Below are 16,586 nucleotides of genomic sequence, written 5' to 3'. Positions count from 1 at the left end.
ATGACGTTCTCTTGCCCTGTTGTTCACCTTACTTCTGCTCTCCCCCGCCGCGCAGGGCGGCCACGGGGTTGAGGCGCGACATTTTCCAGGCCGGGTACACGCCACTCATCAGGCCGAAGAGCAGGGTGAGCACCATGCCCCAGCCAAACACGCTCCAGCTCAAGGCGAAGTGGGCATAGGCAATGGGGTGCGCCTCGTTCACGAGGGCCAGGGCGCCGGCGGCCAAGCCCAGGCCCAGCAGCCCGCCCACCAGAGCCAGCACCACGTTCTCGACCAGGAACTGCCCCACCAAATCGGCCCCGGCCGCCCCAAAGGCCTTACGCACCCCAATCTCGCCCGAGCGCTCCAGAATGCGCGTCACGTTCAGGTTCACCAGGTTCAGCACCGGCAGCAGCATAAACAGCAGCGCCAGCCCGCCCACCAGCACGTAAAACTTGGTGAGGTGGTCGTCGCGCATGCTGGGCTCGTTGCCCAAAAACCCGCGGGTAACGCCCGGCACTATGGGGTCGGCGTAGGAATAGATGGCCTTCACCTCCTTGGGCCGCGGAATTGGGATGCGCTTCATCATCTGCTGGTACTCGGCGCTCACGGCCGGCACGGCCGCCGCCGAGGGCGCCAGCAGCACCACCAGAAACTCGCCTTCCAGCCGGTCGTCTTTGAAGTACTGCGGGCTCAGCGTGTAGGGAACCCACACGTCGGCGTAGGCATACACCTGCGCGGCCGACACGTTGCGCACCACCCCGGCCACGCGGTAGCGCTTCAGGTCGATTTCGATGGTTTGCCCCACCACATCGGTGCGGCCGAAATAGGCCCGGGCCGTGGCCTCGTTGATGACGCACACGTGCTGGGCCTGCGCCACCTCGGCGGCCGTGAAGGCCCGCCCGCCCAGGAAATCATAGTCCATGATTTGCCAGAGGTTGCTGTCGGTGTAAGCCAAATCCAGCGGCAGCAGCTTGCTCTTGGTGAAAGCCGTGGCATTGGCCGACGCGGTGGTGATGCCCACCTTTTCGGGAGTTTTGAGCTTGCGCACGTAGTCGTTCACGAAGTGAATGCTCGTGAGCTGGCTCATCCAGCCGTGGCCGTCGCGCATCTCGTGCCGCAAGGTGTTCACAAACAGCATCCGGTCCACGCGCTTCATCGGCGCGGCCGGCCCCACCGCGTGGTCGTAAATGGCCATCACCACCAGCAGAATCATCAGCGTGAAGCTCACGCCAAACAAGCTGATGAAGGTGAAGAACTTGCGGCGCATGAGCACCTTCCAGGCAATTTTCAGGTAAGAAAGAAGCATGATTTCAGTTATCAGTTAACAGTGAGCAATGAACAGTTGGGGCAGTTGACGCGAGCTGTTTAACTGCTCACTGTTAACTGATAACTGTTCACTGAATCAGCTCACCTGGCTGCCGTCGAAGAAGCGGATGACGCGCTCGGTCTTGAGGGCCTGTTGCTCGTCGTGGGTCACCATCACCACGGTCACGCCCTCCTGCCGGTTAAGGGCCAGCAGCAGGTCCATTATTTCCTCGCCCATCACCGAGTCGAGGTTGCCCGTCGGCTCATCGGCCAGAATGATTTCCGGACCGCCGGCCAGGGCCCGCGCAATGGCCACTCGCTGCCGCTGCCCACCCGAGAGCTGGCCCGGGAAGTGGCCCGTGCGGGCGCTCAGCCCTACTTTGTCGAGGGCGGTAAGCGCGCGCTGGCGGCGCTCCTTGCCGCTCATGCCCTTGCGGTAAAGCAAAGGAACCTCCACGTTGTCGACCACCGAGAGGTCGTTTATCAAGTGGTAGCTCTGAAATACGAAACCGATTTTCAGGTTGCGCAACCCCGCCAGCTCGCGGTCAGAGTAAGCCGTCACGGGCCGGCCATCCACCTCAATCGTGCCGCTGGTGGGCTCATCAAGCAAGCCCATCAGGCTAAGCAAGGTTGACTTACCGCAGCCGCTCGGCCCCATGATGGAAACAAACTCACCCCGGTTGATAGTCAGGTTCACCTGGTTCAGCGCCACCGTCTCGATGGTTTTGGTCTGGTAAACCTTTTCGATGTTGGTGAGCCGGAGCACCGGCGTGGCCGCCGGGCTGTTGAGCGGCTGCGGGCGGGTTTCAGGAGAAGTGGCGAGCAGATTTTCCATGAGAAAAAGGTGAGAAAAGCGCGTGAACAGGTTAAAATAGCTTAGCGAGTAGCGACAATAGGCGCCTGTCATTCGAAATCATACAGCGTGAGGGCGCGCAGCCGGAAATGCGCTACCCAGCACGCGCGCAGGGCAAAAATGTAGTCGCGCTTGGCGCCGTCCTTGGCGTTGGAGGCGAGGCTCAAATCGGTGAGGCTGATGCGGCCGAGCAGGTAGGTGGCCCGGGCAATGTCGTAGCGGCGCTGGGCAATGGAATCGGCCCGGCCGGCCAGGCGCAGCTGCTGGGCCAGCGCGGCAAACTGGCGGGCCTGCGTGAGCACCGTTTGCTCGAAGGTGCGCTCTTCCTGGGCCACGGTGTGCTGGGCCTGGTCGCGGGCCAGCTCGGCGGTTTTAATGATGGAGCGTTGCCGGCCCCAGTCCACCAGCGGCATCGAAAAGGCCAGCGCTACCTGCTGCTGGTTTTGCAGGTTGAGGTAGGTGGCGCCGAGAGTGGTGGCCTGGTTCACGTAGCCGGTATTAGCCGTGAGCGTGGCCCGGAAGCCGGTGAGCCCACGCGCCTGGGCCACATCGCGCTCGGCCTGCAGCAGCCGGCGGCGGAAGCTGAGCGTGGCGCTGCGGTTTTGCCGGGCCTGCTCAAGGGCTAGGGCGGGCGCCACGGCCGGCTGGGGCGCGGGGTCGGGCACGGCCAACGCGGGCGCGTCGGCTTCGGTAAGGCCAGTATAGGCCTGCAGGTCAACGGTGGCATTTTCGGCGTTGAGTTGGGCCTGGGTTTGGGCCTGGCGGGCGTTCAGCTGGTTCAGTTCGAGCTGCAATAAGTCGCTCTGCGAGAGCCGGCCCAGCCGGTACCGCTCCTGGCCGATGCGCAGCAGTTCGGCCGTGGCCTGGGCGTTCTGGCGGGCCACTTCGGCATTCACTTGCTGCAGCAGTACGTCGAAATACAGTTCCGTGACGCGCTGGGCAATGGTTTCGCGCTCCTCCACGTACTGGCGCTGGCTTTCCTGGTAGCGCAGCGGCTCGATGCGCCGCGCCCAGCGCAGGGCATTGAACTGGCCCAGCGGCTGAGTGAGGCCCAGCGTGAAGGGCTGGTTGTTATACCGCCGCAGCGAGCCGTTGAAATCATCGAACCGCTGCACCTGCGAGCCCACGAACACCTGACCGCCCGTCAGGCCAATGTTCTGGCTCAGCGTCAGGGCCAGGTCCGAATTGTTGATGCGCACCGATTGGAAGCTGGTAGTGCCATCGGGCTGCACCACGGGCAAAATCACCCGGCTGAAATTCGGCAGCGTGCCCGCCAGGCCCAACTGGGGCCGGTAGTTGGCCTGGTAGCCCCGCCAGGCCCAGTAGCCGGTTTCGCGGTTGGTAGCGGCCTGCTGGCCCACCGCCGAGCGGTCAAGCGCCTGGGCGATGACCTGGCCGAGCGTGAGGGTACTACCAGGCTGCGCTACAATCTGTTGCGCCGCTGCTGACCGATTCAACAGCATCAGCAAGTTCAGAACAAGGAGGACAAGTTGCTTCATCTTCCTAATCCTTGAGCTTGAGTTCCGGCGTATCCACATGGTCTTTCATGTCCGATACCACAATCTCATCTCCCATCCGCAAGCCACTCAGCACCTGCACGTAGTCGAAGTTGCTATCTCCGAAGCGCACCGTGCGGCGCACCGCCCGGCCATCGGCCAGCACAAACACCGGCTGCTCCTTGCCGCCCAGGTAATACGGACCGTTTTTCACGCGCAGCACGCTGTGGTGGGCGCGCGTCACTACAAAGACGTCGGCCCGCAGGTTGGCCCGTAGTAATGGGTGATGCGGGTTGTCGAGCTGGGCGTAGAAGGTCACCACGCCCTTGTCCACGCTCGGGCTTACGGTGCTGATGGTGCCGCGCAGGTCGGTGTCGTTGGCGCGCACTACCACGGGGTCGCCGGGGTGCAGGGCCTCGGCGTAGCTGTCCGTAATGGTGGCCCGCACCCGGAAGCTGCTCAAATCGGCCACGCGGGCCAGCGGGTCGCCGGCCTGCACGGTAGTCCCGATGTTCTCATTCACCCAAGTCAGCACGCCGGGCTGCTGGCTGCTGATGTCGGCCTGCCGCAGCTTGCCGGCCAGCTCCGCGATGCTGCGCTGCTGCATCGACACGGTGTAGCCCAGCTCGCGCACGTCGGCCGCGTTGGAGCGCTGCTGGGTCTGAATCTGGCGGGTGAGGCGCTGGGCTTCCAGCTGCGCCACGGTCAGGTTGAGCTCGGCCTGACGCACGTTTTCGGCGGTGCCGCTGCCTATTTTCAGCAGTTGCTGCTCGTCGCGCAAAGTTAATTGCAGGCCGCGCACTTTGGCGGCCTGCACCTCGGCTTGGGTGCGCAGGTCGTTGAGGCTGCGCTCCAGCGTGAGTTGGAGTTGGGAGTTCTTGTTCTGGTTGCGCAGCTGCTCGTCGTCGAGCTTGGCCAGCGAGGAAGTAGCCTGCTCCTTATCCAGCTCCAAGATGGTTTCTCCAGGCTTCACCTTCGCCCCTACTGCCACCGCCACCCGCCGGATGGTGCTCTGGATAGGGCTGGTCAGTACCGCCTCGCGGCCCGGAATCACAGTGCCAGCGGCGGTGAGGGAGGCTTCCACGTCGCCGGTTTCCACAGTGGCCGTCTGCAGACTGGCACGGCTGATGCTGGGCTTCAGCACCGTGCGAAACGCCAATACTACCCCCAATGCCAGCACTGCCAGGCCGGCCAGCAGCAGCCAGCGGCGGTGCTTGCGTTGGGTTTGAATAGAATCGGCAATAGCTCTGTCCATTTTTGTGCAGAAATCAGGGAGGTTTCTACACCTAAAGCCAAGGCTTGTGCCATTATTATAACACCTTGTTAGTCAGCATTTTTATTGGCAATGACAAAGATAATGCTCGTTAAAATCTGTCCATTTTCGGACAGCGTGTTCCGTATCGGACGGTCTGACCGGGGTTCGCTGAATGACGTAGGGACGGGGCCTGCCCCCGCCCGTCGTTGAACGATTTCGTTGGAACGGCGCTACTAGCCGGGCGGGGGCAGGCCCCGCCCCTACGTCGTTCCATTACTACTATCAGGCTGAAACAACATGCCGCTTTTTCCCACCCGCTTTGCTTTTCTGCTTGCGGCCCCACCACAGCACCGTACCCGTCACGGGCAGGCTGGCAGAAATCAGGCTGGCCAGGAAGGCGACGATTTTGCCGCCCAGGCCCAGAATCTGGCCCGTGTGCAGGTCGTAGTTCATGTCCGACAGCTTGCCGCCGTTGCTCTGGTTGGCGTGGAAACGGGCCTGCAACACCTGGCCCGATACGGGATGAAAGGCGTATTGGTCGCGGTGGTAGTAGTGCAAGGTTTTCTGGTAAGCCCAGCAGTAAGCCGGGACTTTGCCGTTGCCGGCCGGCCCGATGAGTACCATCTCGGCCTGCGGCGAGCGTTGTTGCACCGTGCGGTAGATGACGTCGGGCAGCGGCTGCGTCGCAGCAGTCACAGCTTGCAACGTATCGACCTTTGCCACCGCTTTTTCCTGCGGGTACGTCCGGCCGCCATTCGCTACCAGTTCAGCCGATTCGAGCAGCACCGGGAAAATCATGAACAAGCCCGTGAGCGCCAGCAGCCCGGCCACACTAGCCGCGTAGAAGCCCAACACGTTGTGCAGGTCGTAGTTGACGCGCCGCCAGCGGGCGCCCCACTTAATGGTGAAGCGCTGCTTGCGTTCCTGCTTGCGCTTGGGCCACCACAGCACCAGCCCCGTGCCCAGCATCAGCAGGAAGATAATGACGCTGCCGCCCACAACCCACTTGGCTACCTCCTCCGGCAGCAGCAGGGTCATGTGAATGGCCTGCACGATGCTGAAAAAGTGGTAGCGCAGGTTCTGCTCCCGCAACACCTGGCCGGTGTAGGGGTTCAGCGACACCATGATGGGCATCTGGGCCGAGTCGGTGAAGAATACCGTGGCTGCCCGCTCGGGGCCGAAGTACGTGGTCCAAGTCGTGGCCGCCTTCACCCCGGGGTGCCGGGCCAGCGCGGCAGCCTGCAAACGCGAGGGCAGCAGCGGCGCCGTGGCCTGCGCTTCCACCTTGCGCCAAGGCTCCGTCACGTCCCGGATTTCATCCTGAAACGTGAAAATGGCCCCCGTCAGACTCACAATGAACACTACCAGCCCCGAGGCCAGCCCCAGCCAGAGATGCACTTTGCCGACGGCTTGCTTGAGGGTCATGGGAATGTGGGATTATTTAAAAAAAGGGACTGAAATAGACCGTCATGCTGAGCGCAGCCGAAGCATCTCGCGTGGGGTAATTCTTCCGATTGGATTACTACCCCACGCGAGATGCTTCGGCTGCGCTCAGCATGACGGTCTATTTCGTAGCGAAACCTAGAACTTATACGCCACCGAGCCCACGATGCTGCGCAGCTTCTGCGGGTTCATGGTAGTGTAGCCAGTCCAGTACTGCTTGTCGGTCAGGTTGTCTACTTTGGCCGAGAGGCGGTACTTGGGCTGGTCGTAGAAGACGCTGGCGTTGAGCACCGTGTAGCTGGGCAGCGTGAAGACGTTGGTATTCGTGTTCTGCACGCGGTTTTCGTTGGCGTAGTTGCCGCCGAAGCCCAGGCCCAGGCCCTGCAGGGCGCCGGCCGGCTGGCGGTAGCTCAGCCAGGCATTGGCCACGATGGGCGACGAAGCGGTATTGGGCCGGCGGCCGTTCACGGTTTCGTCCAGGGTTTCAAACTTCGAGTCGTTGTAGCCGAAGCCGGCCACCACGTTGAAGCCGCGCACCGGGTTAGCCACCACGCTCACGTCCACGCCCTTGCTGCGCTGGTTGGCGTCCTGCACGTCGATGGACCGGAAAGCGCGGGCGGCATTGTAGCCCACGTTGCGCAGCCGGTCCTTCACGTAAATATCATAATAGCTCACCGTGGCGCTGAGGCGGCCGCCCGCAGCGTCCAGCTTCACGCCGCCTTCCCACTGGTTGGCGCGCTCCGGCCGGGCAATTTGGGTGTTGCCGTCCGGGTTCAGGTACACGCCTAGGTTGTTGAAGCTGTTCTGATAGTTGGCAAACAGCGCCACCCGGTCCTTCACCGGCTGAAACACCACGCCGAACTTCGGCGACACCACCGTTTGGGTGTAAGCTTCCACGGGCGAGTAATACAGCCCGCCCTTGTTGTCGATGTGGTCGACGCGCACGGCGGCCAGCACGCTCAGCTGCTCGGTCAGGTTCAGCACGTCCGACGCGAAGGCGCTGTACGTGTTCGATTTCGTGTTCACGATGTAGTTGCCCGGGGCCTGGGCGGCGTAGCGGGCGGCCACGACCGAGCCATCAAAGCCGGTGCGGTAGTTGAAGCCGGGCATGGCGTTGGCCAGGGGCACCACGTCGATGTCGCCGCCCAGGAAATGCACGTCCGAATCAACGCGCAGAAAATCGAGGCCCAACACCACGCGGTTGCGCAGGCGGCCCAACTGGAAATCACCGTTGAACAACTGCTGCACCTCAAAAAGCTGGCGGCGGCTGTTCTGCGTCGACTGGTCGGCCCGCGCCAGGAAGTTGGACTGCGCCGGCAGGGTGCTAAAGCCCGTAGCCACCGCATCGGGCAACAGGTAGAAGTACGGTCCGTTGCCGTTCGAGAAGCTGTGGCTGCTGGTCAGGTAAGTCGTCGAAGTGAGGACCGGCGAAATCCGGTACTGCACCTGCCCAAACAGGTTGGTGCTGCGCGAATCCTGCACCAGGCCCGGCCCCGTGTACGACTGCCGGTAGTCGAGCGGCGCCTTGTCGGCCCGGTCGAAGCCAAGCGCGGCCGACGGGTAGTAGAAGAAGAAAATTTGCTTGCCGGTGCCCGAGCCCTTGTAAATCTCGGCGTCCAGGTTCACCGTCAGGCGGTCGTTGGGGCGCCACTGCAGGCTCGGGGCCACGGCCAGGTTCTTGTTGAAGCCGGTGTAGCCGCGGGTCTGGTAGCTGTCTTCGTAGGTGTAAGCCGTGTTCAGGCGAAAGGCTAGGGTTTTGGGCTGGTCGGCGGGGGCGTTGGTGTCCACCAGGTTCACGTCGGCGCTCACGCGGTGGAAGGAGTAGCTGCCGCCCGCCACCGTCACCTCGCCGCCGAAGGTATCGAGCGGCTTCTTGGTCACGCGGTTCATCAGCCCGCCGTACGACGTGAGCGCGCTGCCAAACAACGTGCCTGATGGCCCTTTAATAACCTCCAACTTTTCCAGGTTGATGGCGTCGATATCGCTGGTCACATTACCGGCCACGCCGTTGCGCAGCTGGCTGCTCAGGATGAAGCCCCGGCTGCTGTAGAAGCCGCCGCCGTCGCCACCGCGGCCGGTGGCGTCCCACATTTTCTGCAGGCCCGGCACGTTGCGCGTCGCGTCATCGGCCGTGAAAACCAACTGCTCGGTCAGCAATTCCTTGCCCACGGTGGCGTACACCTGCGGGTTTTCCAGGTTGCGAAGCGGCATCTTGCCCACGTATTCGCTGCTCGGACGGTTGAACTTGTTGGTGCGGGCGCCCTGCACAATCACTTCCTTCAATTCCGCCGCGCTTTCCACCAACCGGAAATCCAGCGTGGTGCGCTGGCCGGCCGTCACGGTCACGCTTTGCTGTGCCGCTTTCAGGCCCACCGCCGACACGGCCACCGTGTAGCTGCCCGCCGGCACGTTGCTGATAGTGAAGTGGCCCTGGCTGTCGGTGATGTTGCCAAAGGCCTGACCTTGCAAGCCCACCGAAACTGCCTCCACTGGTTCGCCGTCCGTCGTCGTCACCCGGCCCCGGATGCTGCCCGTTGTCTGAGCCTGCGCGGAGCTATTTGCCAAAGCAAACAGGCTCACTACTAATAATATAAATTGCCAAAAAGTCGAAATTCGGGTACTCGTCATGCCGCGTTGTTTGCAAATGAAAGTGCAAAATAACGGCGGTCAGTCGGCAATTCCTATTCTATTTAGACAAATTCTAAATAACTAATTAGAATTTGTCTAATTAAAATCACCCTCTATTTCAAGACCTGATACACCACAAAGGCCGCCGCGTACGCCAGCCCTGTCATGTAAACCAGTTGGGCCAGCGGCCAGCGCCAGCTCTTGGTTTCGCGGTATGTCACGGCCAGTGTGCTCATGCACTGCATGGCAAACACGTAGAACACCAGCAGCGAAAACGCCCGCGCTGGCGTGAAAAACGGCTGCCCGGCGTCGTCGCGCTCGGCGCTCAGCTTTTGCTGCAGCGTGCCCATGTCGGCGTCCTGCCCCACGCTGTAAATGGTGGAAATAGTGCCCACAAATACCTCCCGCGCCGCAAACGAAGTCAGCAGCGCGATGCCGATTTTCCAGTCGTAGCCCAGCGGCCGGATGGCCGGTTCGATGAGGTGGCCGAAGGTGCCGGCGTAGGAATTTTCGAGGCGCGCCGAGGCCACGCGGCGCGCCATATCTTCCTGGTATTCGGGGTGTTCTTTGTTGTAGCGAGCCATGGCCTCCGGCGAGCTGAACCCAATGTTCTGCTGCATGATGAGTTGCGACACGGCTTCGTCCTGCCGATTGCCCGGGCCATAGCTGGCCAGCACCCACAGCAGCACCGAAATAGCCACAATCACCTTACCCGCCTGCAACACGAAGGCCTGCACTTTCTGGTAGATGGTCAGCCCCACGTTCTTCCAGCGCGGCCACTGGTACACCGGAAATTCCATGATGAAATAGCTTCGTTCCCGCGCTTTCAGCAGCTTTTTCAAAGCCCAGGCCGAGCCCAGCGCCGAGAACAACCCCAGCAGGTAAAGCGTCATCAGGGCCACGCCGCGCAGGTTGAAGATGCCCCAGGCGGCGCGGTCGGGCACCACCAGCGCCACCAGCACCGTGTACACCGGAATGCGCGCCGAGCACGACATGAGCGGCGTCACGAAGATGGTTATCATCCGGTCCTTCCAGCTCTCAATGGTGCGCGCGCCCATGATGGCCGGCACCGCGCAGGCCAGACCCGATATCAGCGGCACCACGCTCTTGCCGCTCAATCCAAACGGCCGCATCAACTTGTCCATCAAGAAGGTAACACGAGCCATATAGCCCGTTTCCTCCAGCACCGCCAGAAAGCCAAACAGCAGCGCAATCTGCGGAATGAAGATGAGCACGCCGCCCAGGCCAGCCAGCACGCCCTCCGTCAGCAGCCGGATGAGCGGCCCGTGGAAGTTGTCCTGAATGGTGGCGCTCAGCCCCGAAATGCCCTGGTCAATCCAGTCCATCGGGTACTGCGCCCAAGCAAAAATGGCCTGAAACAGCAGAAACAGAATGCCCAGAAAAATCAGGTAGCCGCCCACCCGGTGCGTCAGCACGCGGTCGATGCGGTTGCTCACCGGCTCGCGCTGCTCGGTGCGCGTCACCGTCACCGTTTCCAGCAATATTTCGTTGATGCGGGCGTAGCGGGCAATGGTTTCGGCCGCCTGCTGAGCCGTGGCATCGAAGTCGTACTGCTGCGTTAGCTCTTGAATATGCGCCTTTTCGTCGGCGCTCAGAAAGCTAATCTGGCGGTACTGCTGGGCGTAGTGCAGGGCCAGGTAGTCGTTGTGCAGGTCGAAGTAGTAGCGGATTTGCCGCACCATGGGCAGCAGCTTTTCGTCGGGCTCCCAGCAGCGCACAGGCAAGGTATCAAGCCGCTGCGCCATCACAATTTTGAGGGCCGCGATGCCGATGCCATTCCGCGCGTTCATCGGAATGATGGGCACGCCCAGCTCGCGCTCCAAGGCCGGTAGGTCGATGTTCACGCCGTGGCGCTCGGCCACGTCCATCATGTTGAGGGCCAGCACGGCGGGCAGGCCCAAGTCGCCGAGCTGCGTGAAGAGCAGCAGGCTGCGGCGCAGGTTGCTGGCGTCCACCGTCACCACCACAAAATCGGGGTAGTTATCGGTGGTTTTATCGTAGAGCAGGTCGGTTATTACCTTCTCGTCCAGGCTCTTGGGATAGAGCGAGTAGGTGCCCGGCAGGTCGATGATTTCGGCCCGCTGCCCGGGCGTGAGCTGGGCCACGCCGGTTTTGCGGTCCACCGTCACGCCGGGGAAGTTGCCCACCTTCTGGTTGAGGCCCGTGAGCTGGTTGAAGAGCGAGGTTTTGCCGCTGTTCGGATTTCCGATGAGGGCAATGCGCACGGGCCGCGGGCCGGCTTGCGAAGCCGCCGCTTCTGCCGCCGCCGGGTTGCTCAGGGTTGCCGCCATCCGTTACTTCTATTCTTTCAGCATAATGGTGGCGGCCTCGCTGGCCCGCACCGAGAGGGTGTATTCCTGGTCGCCAAGCACGAGCATCAGCGGGTCGCCGAGGGGCGCGCGGCCGCTCAGGCGCACCTGCACGCCGGGCACGCAGCCCATTTCCAGCAGCTTCAGCGCCATTTCGGGGTCTTCGAGGCAGCAGATGGTGCCGGCCTCGCCCACGCGCAGGTCTTGGGCCGAGCGCCGGGCATTGGCGGCAGCGACAGGTTTGGGCGCAGAGCGACGGAAGAGGGCCACGGGTGGGAAATCTTATTTAGAAAGAATACAAACAAAAGTACGACGGCAAAAGCTTTTTGGCTTGCACGATTTTTTTACCACCCGCCAAATGCAAGGTTACCACCCCGTTTTTATGCCATTTAGGCATCAGGTTTTTGGCAATGGTTGGATGTGCTAATAATTTCTAATAACTTTCTGCGCTCGAATTTGTAATTTTGTCCGTTCTATCACGGGTCTTATGTATACACGCCTACTTTTATTAGCACTATTTATAGCTTTATCAACCACCACGGGCTGGGCTCAGCAGGTTCAGATTAAAGGGGTAATCGTTGATAAAGACACCAAAGAGCCGCTGCCTTTTTCTTCGGTTGGCTTGAAAAACGAACAAATCGGCGCGCTCAGCAACGAACACGGCATCTTCATCGTGCCAGCCCCCACGCAAAACACGGCCGACTCGTTGGTGGTCGTCGCGTTGGGCTACGCCCGCCGGGCTGTGCTTGTGAAGCGCGGCGTGGCCGTGGCCAACATCACCATCGAAGTGCCCAAACGGGCCGTCGAACTAAGCAATGTGACGGTGAAAGGCGGCAAAGTCAAAAACCTGGGCCTTGGCGCCAAAACCGACAACCCGGGCGAAGGCATGATTCAGGGCCTGCCGGGCAGCCAGTATGCTTTTTTTGTTAAGAATGACAAAAAGAAGCGCCTCGGCAACGTGCGCACGGTGTCGTTCTACATCGGCGAAAACGGTTTCCCCCGTGAGCCCTTCCGCGTGCGCCTCTACAAGGCCGACGGCAACTACAACGCCCCCAACTCCGACCTGCTCACCGAAAACGTGGTAGTATCGGCCCCCCAGGGCGGCCAATGGTACACCGTTGACCTGACGCCTTATAATATTACGGCGCCGGAAGAAGGCTTCTTCGTGGCCATGGAATGGGTAGTGAGCGGCGATAAGTTCTTCGCCACCAACTTCATGGACGACTACACGCCCTACGGCCAGATTATGCGCCCGACCTTCGAATTCAAGGAAAGCCGCACCTGGAACTACTCCATCGGCAAAGGCTGGAGCCTCATCACCGCCTCCAACGGCCAGGGCCTGCGCTACAACGCCATGATTAAGGCCGAGGTTGACATGATTAAGTAAGCACCAGCAGGCAGGCGTTTGCCGTTGCGAGCATTCCGCGCATCAAGCGGAGACGAAGCAATTCGTCTTGTCAAAACCAGACACTTCCTTTTATCAGAAAGCCCCGGCACTACGCAGTGCCGGGGCTTTTACTATGCTTTAGCTGCGCTGACCTTCAGTTGTCACATTATTAGGCTGGTCACTGAAAACAGGCCGGATTGACGCTGCTTGCTACGCGGAATGTCGTGCCTCCCCGCAACGGCAGGCGTTACTTCTTCACGCCCAAGCTCACAATCCACTCCCGGATGGTTTCCAGCGCCACCGGCGAGAACAGGGGCATCATCTCGCCATTCATCAGCGTCCACTCCGTTTTGGGGGGCTGAAAAAGGTGGTTGACGCCGGGCAAGCGTTTGGAAACCGTGCCGCGGTTGATGCTTTTCAGCTCTTTTTCCAAGGCCGTGAGGTGCAGTTCGGCCGGTGCTTGCAGGTCGGCGGTGCCGCTGAGCAGCAGCACGGGGCAGCGTACCTCGTCAAGCTCATCAATGGGGTCGAACGACAGGAAATAGTGCCGCCACGGCGTGAGCAGCTGGGCCGCCTGAGCCTGGGCCGCTTTGGCGTCGAGGTCGGGCTGGTCCTGGCGCAGCATGTTGGCCACGATGGCCTGGGCCTGCGGGGCGCCGGTCTGGCGCATGATATCGTACATGGTGCGCTGGCGCTCGTAGTTGGCCTGCACCTTGGCGGGGTCCACTTTCTGGGCGCGCTGCTCGTCCACCAGCTGCTGCAGCAGGGTTTGCTCGCCGGTGAGGCCGTAGCCGGCCAGCGACACCACGAAGGCCGGCGGCAAAGGCTTGGCCGCAGCCAGCAGGGCCACGTTGGCACCCTCGCCGTGGCCAATGACGCCGATGCGGTTGATGTTGATTTCAAGCTGCGAGCGCAGGAAGTTCACGGCGGCCTGCACGTCGCTCACCAGCATGGCGGTGGTGGCGGTGGCGGTGTTGCCACCCGATTTGCCCACGCCCCGGTCGTCGTAGCGCAGCACGGCAATGCCGCGGCGGGTGAGGTAGTCGGCCAGCGAGCCCATCAGGTGGTAGTCGCCAATGGTGCCGTCGCGGTCCTGGGCGCCCACGTCGCTCACCAGCACCACGGCCGGAAACGGCCCCTTGCCGGGCGGCACCGTGAAGGTACCGGCCAGGTTTAGCCGGCCCACGGGGTTGTTAAAGGTTACTTCTTCTTCCCGATACGGCGGGGTGAGGCGCGTGCCCGGCCCGGCAATAGAAGGCATGGGGAAATAATACAGGCGCACCGAAGATTTTTCCCGCCCCTGCGTCCAGGTGCCGTTCAGCTCACGCTTGGTGCGGTCGAAGCGGGCGGCGTAGCGGCTGTCGGCGCCCGGCATGCGCATCAGCACCGAGTCGCCGCGCACGGTCAGCTCCGTTACCATGCGGCTCACCTTTTGTGCGGGCACATCCAGGGCGGCAAAAAACTTGCCGTTGGCCAGCGGCACTACGCTAATGGTCACATCCAACTGGCCGCCCAGCAGCGGCAGCTTGCCTTTCCACAGCCCGCCCAGCGGCAGGGTTTCCTCGGTAGGAGCGCCCGGCACCTTGGCCCATGCGGCCCCCATCATGCCCAGCAGCAACAGCACTCCCAGTAAACATCTTTTCATTCTCGTCCTTGATACAAATCCATCTATGGCACCCGAAAGATAAGCAACAACCGCAGACGCCAGAAAATTGACGCTGGCCGCATTGCGCCAACTTATGGTTCAGCAAGGTCGCAAAATTATTGGCTTTATTCAGTATTAGCTATTGTTAATTTAGTTTGAAATCCCCTTCGCAAGTTGCCTAAACCCTGATTTGGGTGGGCTGCAAAAAGGCCCGGCCGTGAACACGACCGGGCCCAGACAGGCGGCAAACGAATGACGCCCGATTACTTGGTCCGCACGGCGATTTCCACGCGGCGGTTTTCCTGGCGGCCCGCGGCGGTGGCGTTGGAAGCAGCGGGCATGGCCTCGCCCATAGGCTCCACGCTCACGCGGCCGGCATCAATGGGGCCATTGGCCACGAGGTAGTTTTTCACGGCTTCGGCGCGCTTCTCGCTCAGGTCCTTATTGTAGTCCTTGTCGCCGCGCGAGTCAGCAAAGCCCATCACGCGCACCTGGCTGGTGGCGTAGCGCTGGCCAATGGAGCCGGTAATCTGTTTCAGGGTTTCGGCAGCGCCGGGCTTAATTTCAGCCTTATCGGTGTCGAAGAGCACCGTTTCGTCCACGCTGTACACATTGTAGGTGCTATCGCCGCGCACGGTCACGCCGGGCGAGGTGATTTCCTTGAACTTCACATCGGCCAGCTTGGCCTTGGTCATGTCCCAGGCGTTGTCGGCGCTGGCGGCGGCACCGGCCGCCATGTCGCCAGCCGTTTGGCCGGTGCGGGCCATCACAGCTGTGTCCTGGCCGGCTTCGGCGAGCTGGTCTTTGGTTTCGGAGTGCTTGGTTTCACAGCTTGCCAGTAGCGCCGTGGCGGCCAACAGCGAAAGGAAGGATTTTTTCATGAACGGGAAGGATGACGTTAGGAATGGGAACGGACTGCATTACGCAGGCAGGCCAGCTATGTTATTTTTTTTAGAAAACCGGCCAAATATTCGGCTTTGCCTGCCCGTACAAGAAAATGCTCCTGCGCGTATTTTTGTAGTACTAAAAGCAATTTTTAGTCGTTCAATGGCCAAATCTATTTTGCATTCAGCCGTCCGGTTATTACGCTCAGTCAATAGCATTGATGATAGTATGGCCCAGAATTTGTAAATTTGCCAGTCGCCCCCCGTTATCTTATATTTGGCAATGATGAAACGCTTACCTCTTATCGCTTTTTGGGTTTTGATGTTATTGCCTGCCCTAAGCTGGGCGCAGGAAAACCGCATTACCGGCCGCGTTGTGGATGCCAAAACGAAAGACCCGGTGCCGTTTGCCTCCATTGGCCTGCGCGAAGAAGGCACTGGTGCGCTTACCAATGAATATGGCTATTTTCAGTTGGCTGGCTTGGAAAAGACCAGCCAGGACTCGCTCATTGTCATGACGTTGGGCTACGAGCGTACCGCCCTGTTCATCAAGCGCGGCAGCACCGAAGACCTCATCATCGAGCTTAAAAAGCGCGAAGTGAAGCTGGAAGGTTTCACCGTGAAGGGTGGCAAAGTGAAGAATCTGGAGCTGGGCTCGAAATCGAACAATCCGGGCGAAGGCATGATTCAGGGCTTGCCGGGCAGCCAGTATGCTTTTTTCGTGAAAAACGACAAGCAGAAGAAGCTGGGCAACGTGCGCACAGTGTCGTTCTACATCGGCGAAAACGGCTTCCCGCGCGAGCCCTTCCGCGTGCGCCTCTACAAGGCCGACGGCAACTACAACGCCCCCAACACCGACCTGCTCACCGAAAACGTGGTGGTGTCGGCGTCGCGCGGCGGCGAGTGGTACACCATCGACCTGAGCACCTACAACATTCCGGCGCCGGAAGAAGGCTTCTTCGTGGCCATGGAGTGGATTGTGGGCGGCGACAAGTTCTACACCACCAACTTCATGGACAACTACACGCCCTACGGCCAGATTATGCGCCCCACCTTCGAGTACAAGGAAAGCCGCACCTGGAGCTATACCATTGGCAAGGGCTGGAACCTGCTCACGCTGGCCAACGGCCAGGGCCGCCGCTACAACGCCATGATTAAGGCTGAAGTGGACATGATTAAATAAGCATTTGTCATTGCGAGGGCGCAGCCCGTGGCAATCCGTCCTGTTAACTCCAGACACGCCTAATAAAAAGCCCCGGCACTGCGCAGTGCCGGGGCTTTTTATTAGGCGTTAGCTGCGCTGACCTTCGGTTGTCACGATAGGATGTTAGTCGCTGAGAACAGGACGGATTGCCACGGCCTGCGGCCTGGCAATGAC

At 61.0% G+C, this 16,586-nt stretch carries 12 protein-coding genes; 2 read left to right on the top strand and 10 right to left on the bottom strand.

The features are described 5' to 3' along the window. Positions 1–28: 28 nt before the first annotated feature. From Q5H92_RS20435 to Q5H92_RS20400, 8 genes are all read right to left on the bottom strand, one after another. The gene (locus tag Q5H92_RS20435; RefSeq protein WP_305013411.1) at positions 29–1,288 is read right to left on the bottom strand and encodes an ABC transporter permease; all 1,260 of its coding nucleotides are present in this window, start codon (positions 1,286–1,288) and stop codon (positions 29–31) included. A gap of 96 nt (positions 1,289–1,384) precedes the next feature. Continuing rightward, positions 1,385–2,053: an ABC transporter ATP-binding protein gene (locus tag Q5H92_RS20430; RefSeq protein ID WP_305013486.1), complete on the bottom strand. Its 669-nt coding sequence runs from the start codon at positions 2,051–2,053 to the stop codon at positions 1,385–1,387. Between the two features lie 137 nt (positions 2,054–2,190). Continuing rightward, entirely contained in the window at positions 2,191–3,639 is a 1,449-nt protein-coding gene (locus tag Q5H92_RS20425; RefSeq protein ID WP_305013410.1) for a TolC family protein, read from the bottom strand. A gap of 4 nt (positions 3,640–3,643) precedes the next feature. Next, on the bottom strand, positions 3,644–4,891 hold the full coding sequence (locus Q5H92_RS20420) for an efflux RND transporter periplasmic adaptor subunit (RefSeq protein ID WP_305013409.1): 1,248 nt from the start codon (positions 4,889–4,891) through the stop codon (positions 3,644–3,646). 282 nt (positions 4,892–5,173) lie between these two features. Next, complete coding sequence (locus tag Q5H92_RS20415) at positions 5,174–6,316, bottom strand: PepSY-associated TM helix domain-containing protein (protein ID WP_305013408.1); 1,143 nt, start codon at positions 6,314–6,316, stop codon at positions 5,174–5,176. 156 nt (positions 6,317–6,472) lie between these two features. Beyond that, positions 6,473–8,899, bottom strand: coding sequence for a TonB-dependent receptor (locus Q5H92_RS20410; protein ID WP_305013407.1), 2,427 nt, complete (start codon positions 8,897–8,899; stop codon positions 6,473–6,475). Between the two features lie 176 nt (positions 8,900–9,075). Next, the gene (gene feoB / locus Q5H92_RS20405; RefSeq protein ID WP_305013406.1) at positions 9,076–11,274 is read right to left on the bottom strand and encodes a ferrous iron transport protein B; all 2,199 of its coding nucleotides are present in this window, start codon (positions 11,272–11,274) and stop codon (positions 9,076–9,078) included. A gap of 9 nt (positions 11,275–11,283) precedes the next feature. After that, positions 11,284–11,562 carry a FeoA family protein gene (locus Q5H92_RS20400; protein ID WP_305013405.1) on the bottom strand — a complete coding sequence of 93 codons (279 nt, stop codon included), beginning with the start codon at positions 11,560–11,562 and terminating at the stop codon, positions 11,284–11,286. A 217-nt stretch (positions 11,563–11,779) separates the two neighbouring features. Here Q5H92_RS20400 and Q5H92_RS20395 point away from each other — a divergent pair, with 217 nt between their 5' ends. Next, positions 11,780–12,679, top strand: a complete 900-nt coding sequence (locus tag Q5H92_RS20395) for a carboxypeptidase-like regulatory domain-containing protein (protein ID WP_305013404.1) — start codon at positions 11,780–11,782, stop codon at positions 12,677–12,679. 247 nt (positions 12,680–12,926) lie between these two features. Here Q5H92_RS20395 and Q5H92_RS20390 read toward each other — a convergent pair whose 3' ends face one another. Both Q5H92_RS20390 and Q5H92_RS20385 read right to left on the bottom strand, forming a co-directional pair. Then, a complete protein-coding gene (locus Q5H92_RS20390; RefSeq protein WP_305013403.1) occupies positions 12,927–14,324 on the bottom strand; it encodes an alpha/beta hydrolase family protein in 1,398 nt (465 codons plus the stop codon). Positions 14,325–14,587: 263 nt separating this feature from the next. Then, on the bottom strand, positions 14,588–15,205 hold the full coding sequence (locus Q5H92_RS20385; protein ID WP_305013402.1) for an OmpA family protein: 618 nt from the start codon (positions 15,203–15,205) through the stop codon (positions 14,588–14,590). 325 nt (positions 15,206–15,530) lie between these two features. On the opposite strand from Q5H92_RS20385, the gene Q5H92_RS20380 reads away from it, so the two are divergent. Then, entirely contained in the window at positions 15,531–16,391 is an 861-nt protein-coding gene (locus Q5H92_RS20380; RefSeq protein ID WP_305013401.1) for a carboxypeptidase-like regulatory domain-containing protein, read from the top strand. Positions 16,392–16,586 lie beyond the last annotated feature (195 nt).

Source organism: Hymenobacter mellowenesis (assembly GCF_030581005.1).
Taxonomy (GTDB): Bacteria; Bacteroidota; Bacteroidia; order Cytophagales; family Hymenobacteraceae; genus Hymenobacter; species Hymenobacter mellowenesis.
Note: the sequence above shows the minus strand (reverse complement) of the source record. Positions and strands in the feature narration are given on the sequence as shown.

Coding starts and splice junctions, on each gene's coding strand:
- Q5H92_RS20390 (WP_305013403.1), bottom strand. CDS start 14,324: ATGAAAAGATGTTTACTGGGAGTGCTGTTGCTGCTGGGCATGATGGGG.
- Q5H92_RS20395 (WP_305013404.1), top strand. CDS start 11,780: ATGTATACACGCCTACTTTTATTAGCACTATTTATAGCTTTATCAACC.
- Q5H92_RS20435 (WP_305013411.1), bottom strand. CDS start 1,288: ATGCTTCTTTCTTACCTGAAAATTGCCTGGAAGGTGCTCATGCGCCGC.
- Q5H92_RS20415 (WP_305013408.1), bottom strand. CDS start 6,316: ATGACCCTCAAGCAAGCCGTCGGCAAAGTGCATCTCTGGCTGGGGCTG.
- feoB (WP_305013406.1), bottom strand. CDS start 11,274: ATGGCGGCAACCCTGAGCAACCCGGCGGCGGCAGAAGCGGCGGCTTCG.
- Q5H92_RS20380 (WP_305013401.1), top strand. CDS start 15,531: ATGTTATTGCCTGCCCTAAGCTGGGCGCAGGAAAACCGCATTACCGGC.
- Q5H92_RS20425 (WP_305013410.1), bottom strand. CDS start 3,639: ATGAAGCAACTTGTCCTCCTTGTTCTGAACTTGCTGATGCTGTTGAAT.
- Q5H92_RS20385 (WP_305013402.1), bottom strand. CDS start 15,205: ATGAAAAAATCCTTCCTTTCGCTGTTGGCCGCCACGGCGCTACTGGCA.
- Q5H92_RS20420 (WP_305013409.1), bottom strand. CDS start 4,891: ATGGACAGAGCTATTGCCGATTCTATTCAAACCCAACGCAAGCACCGC.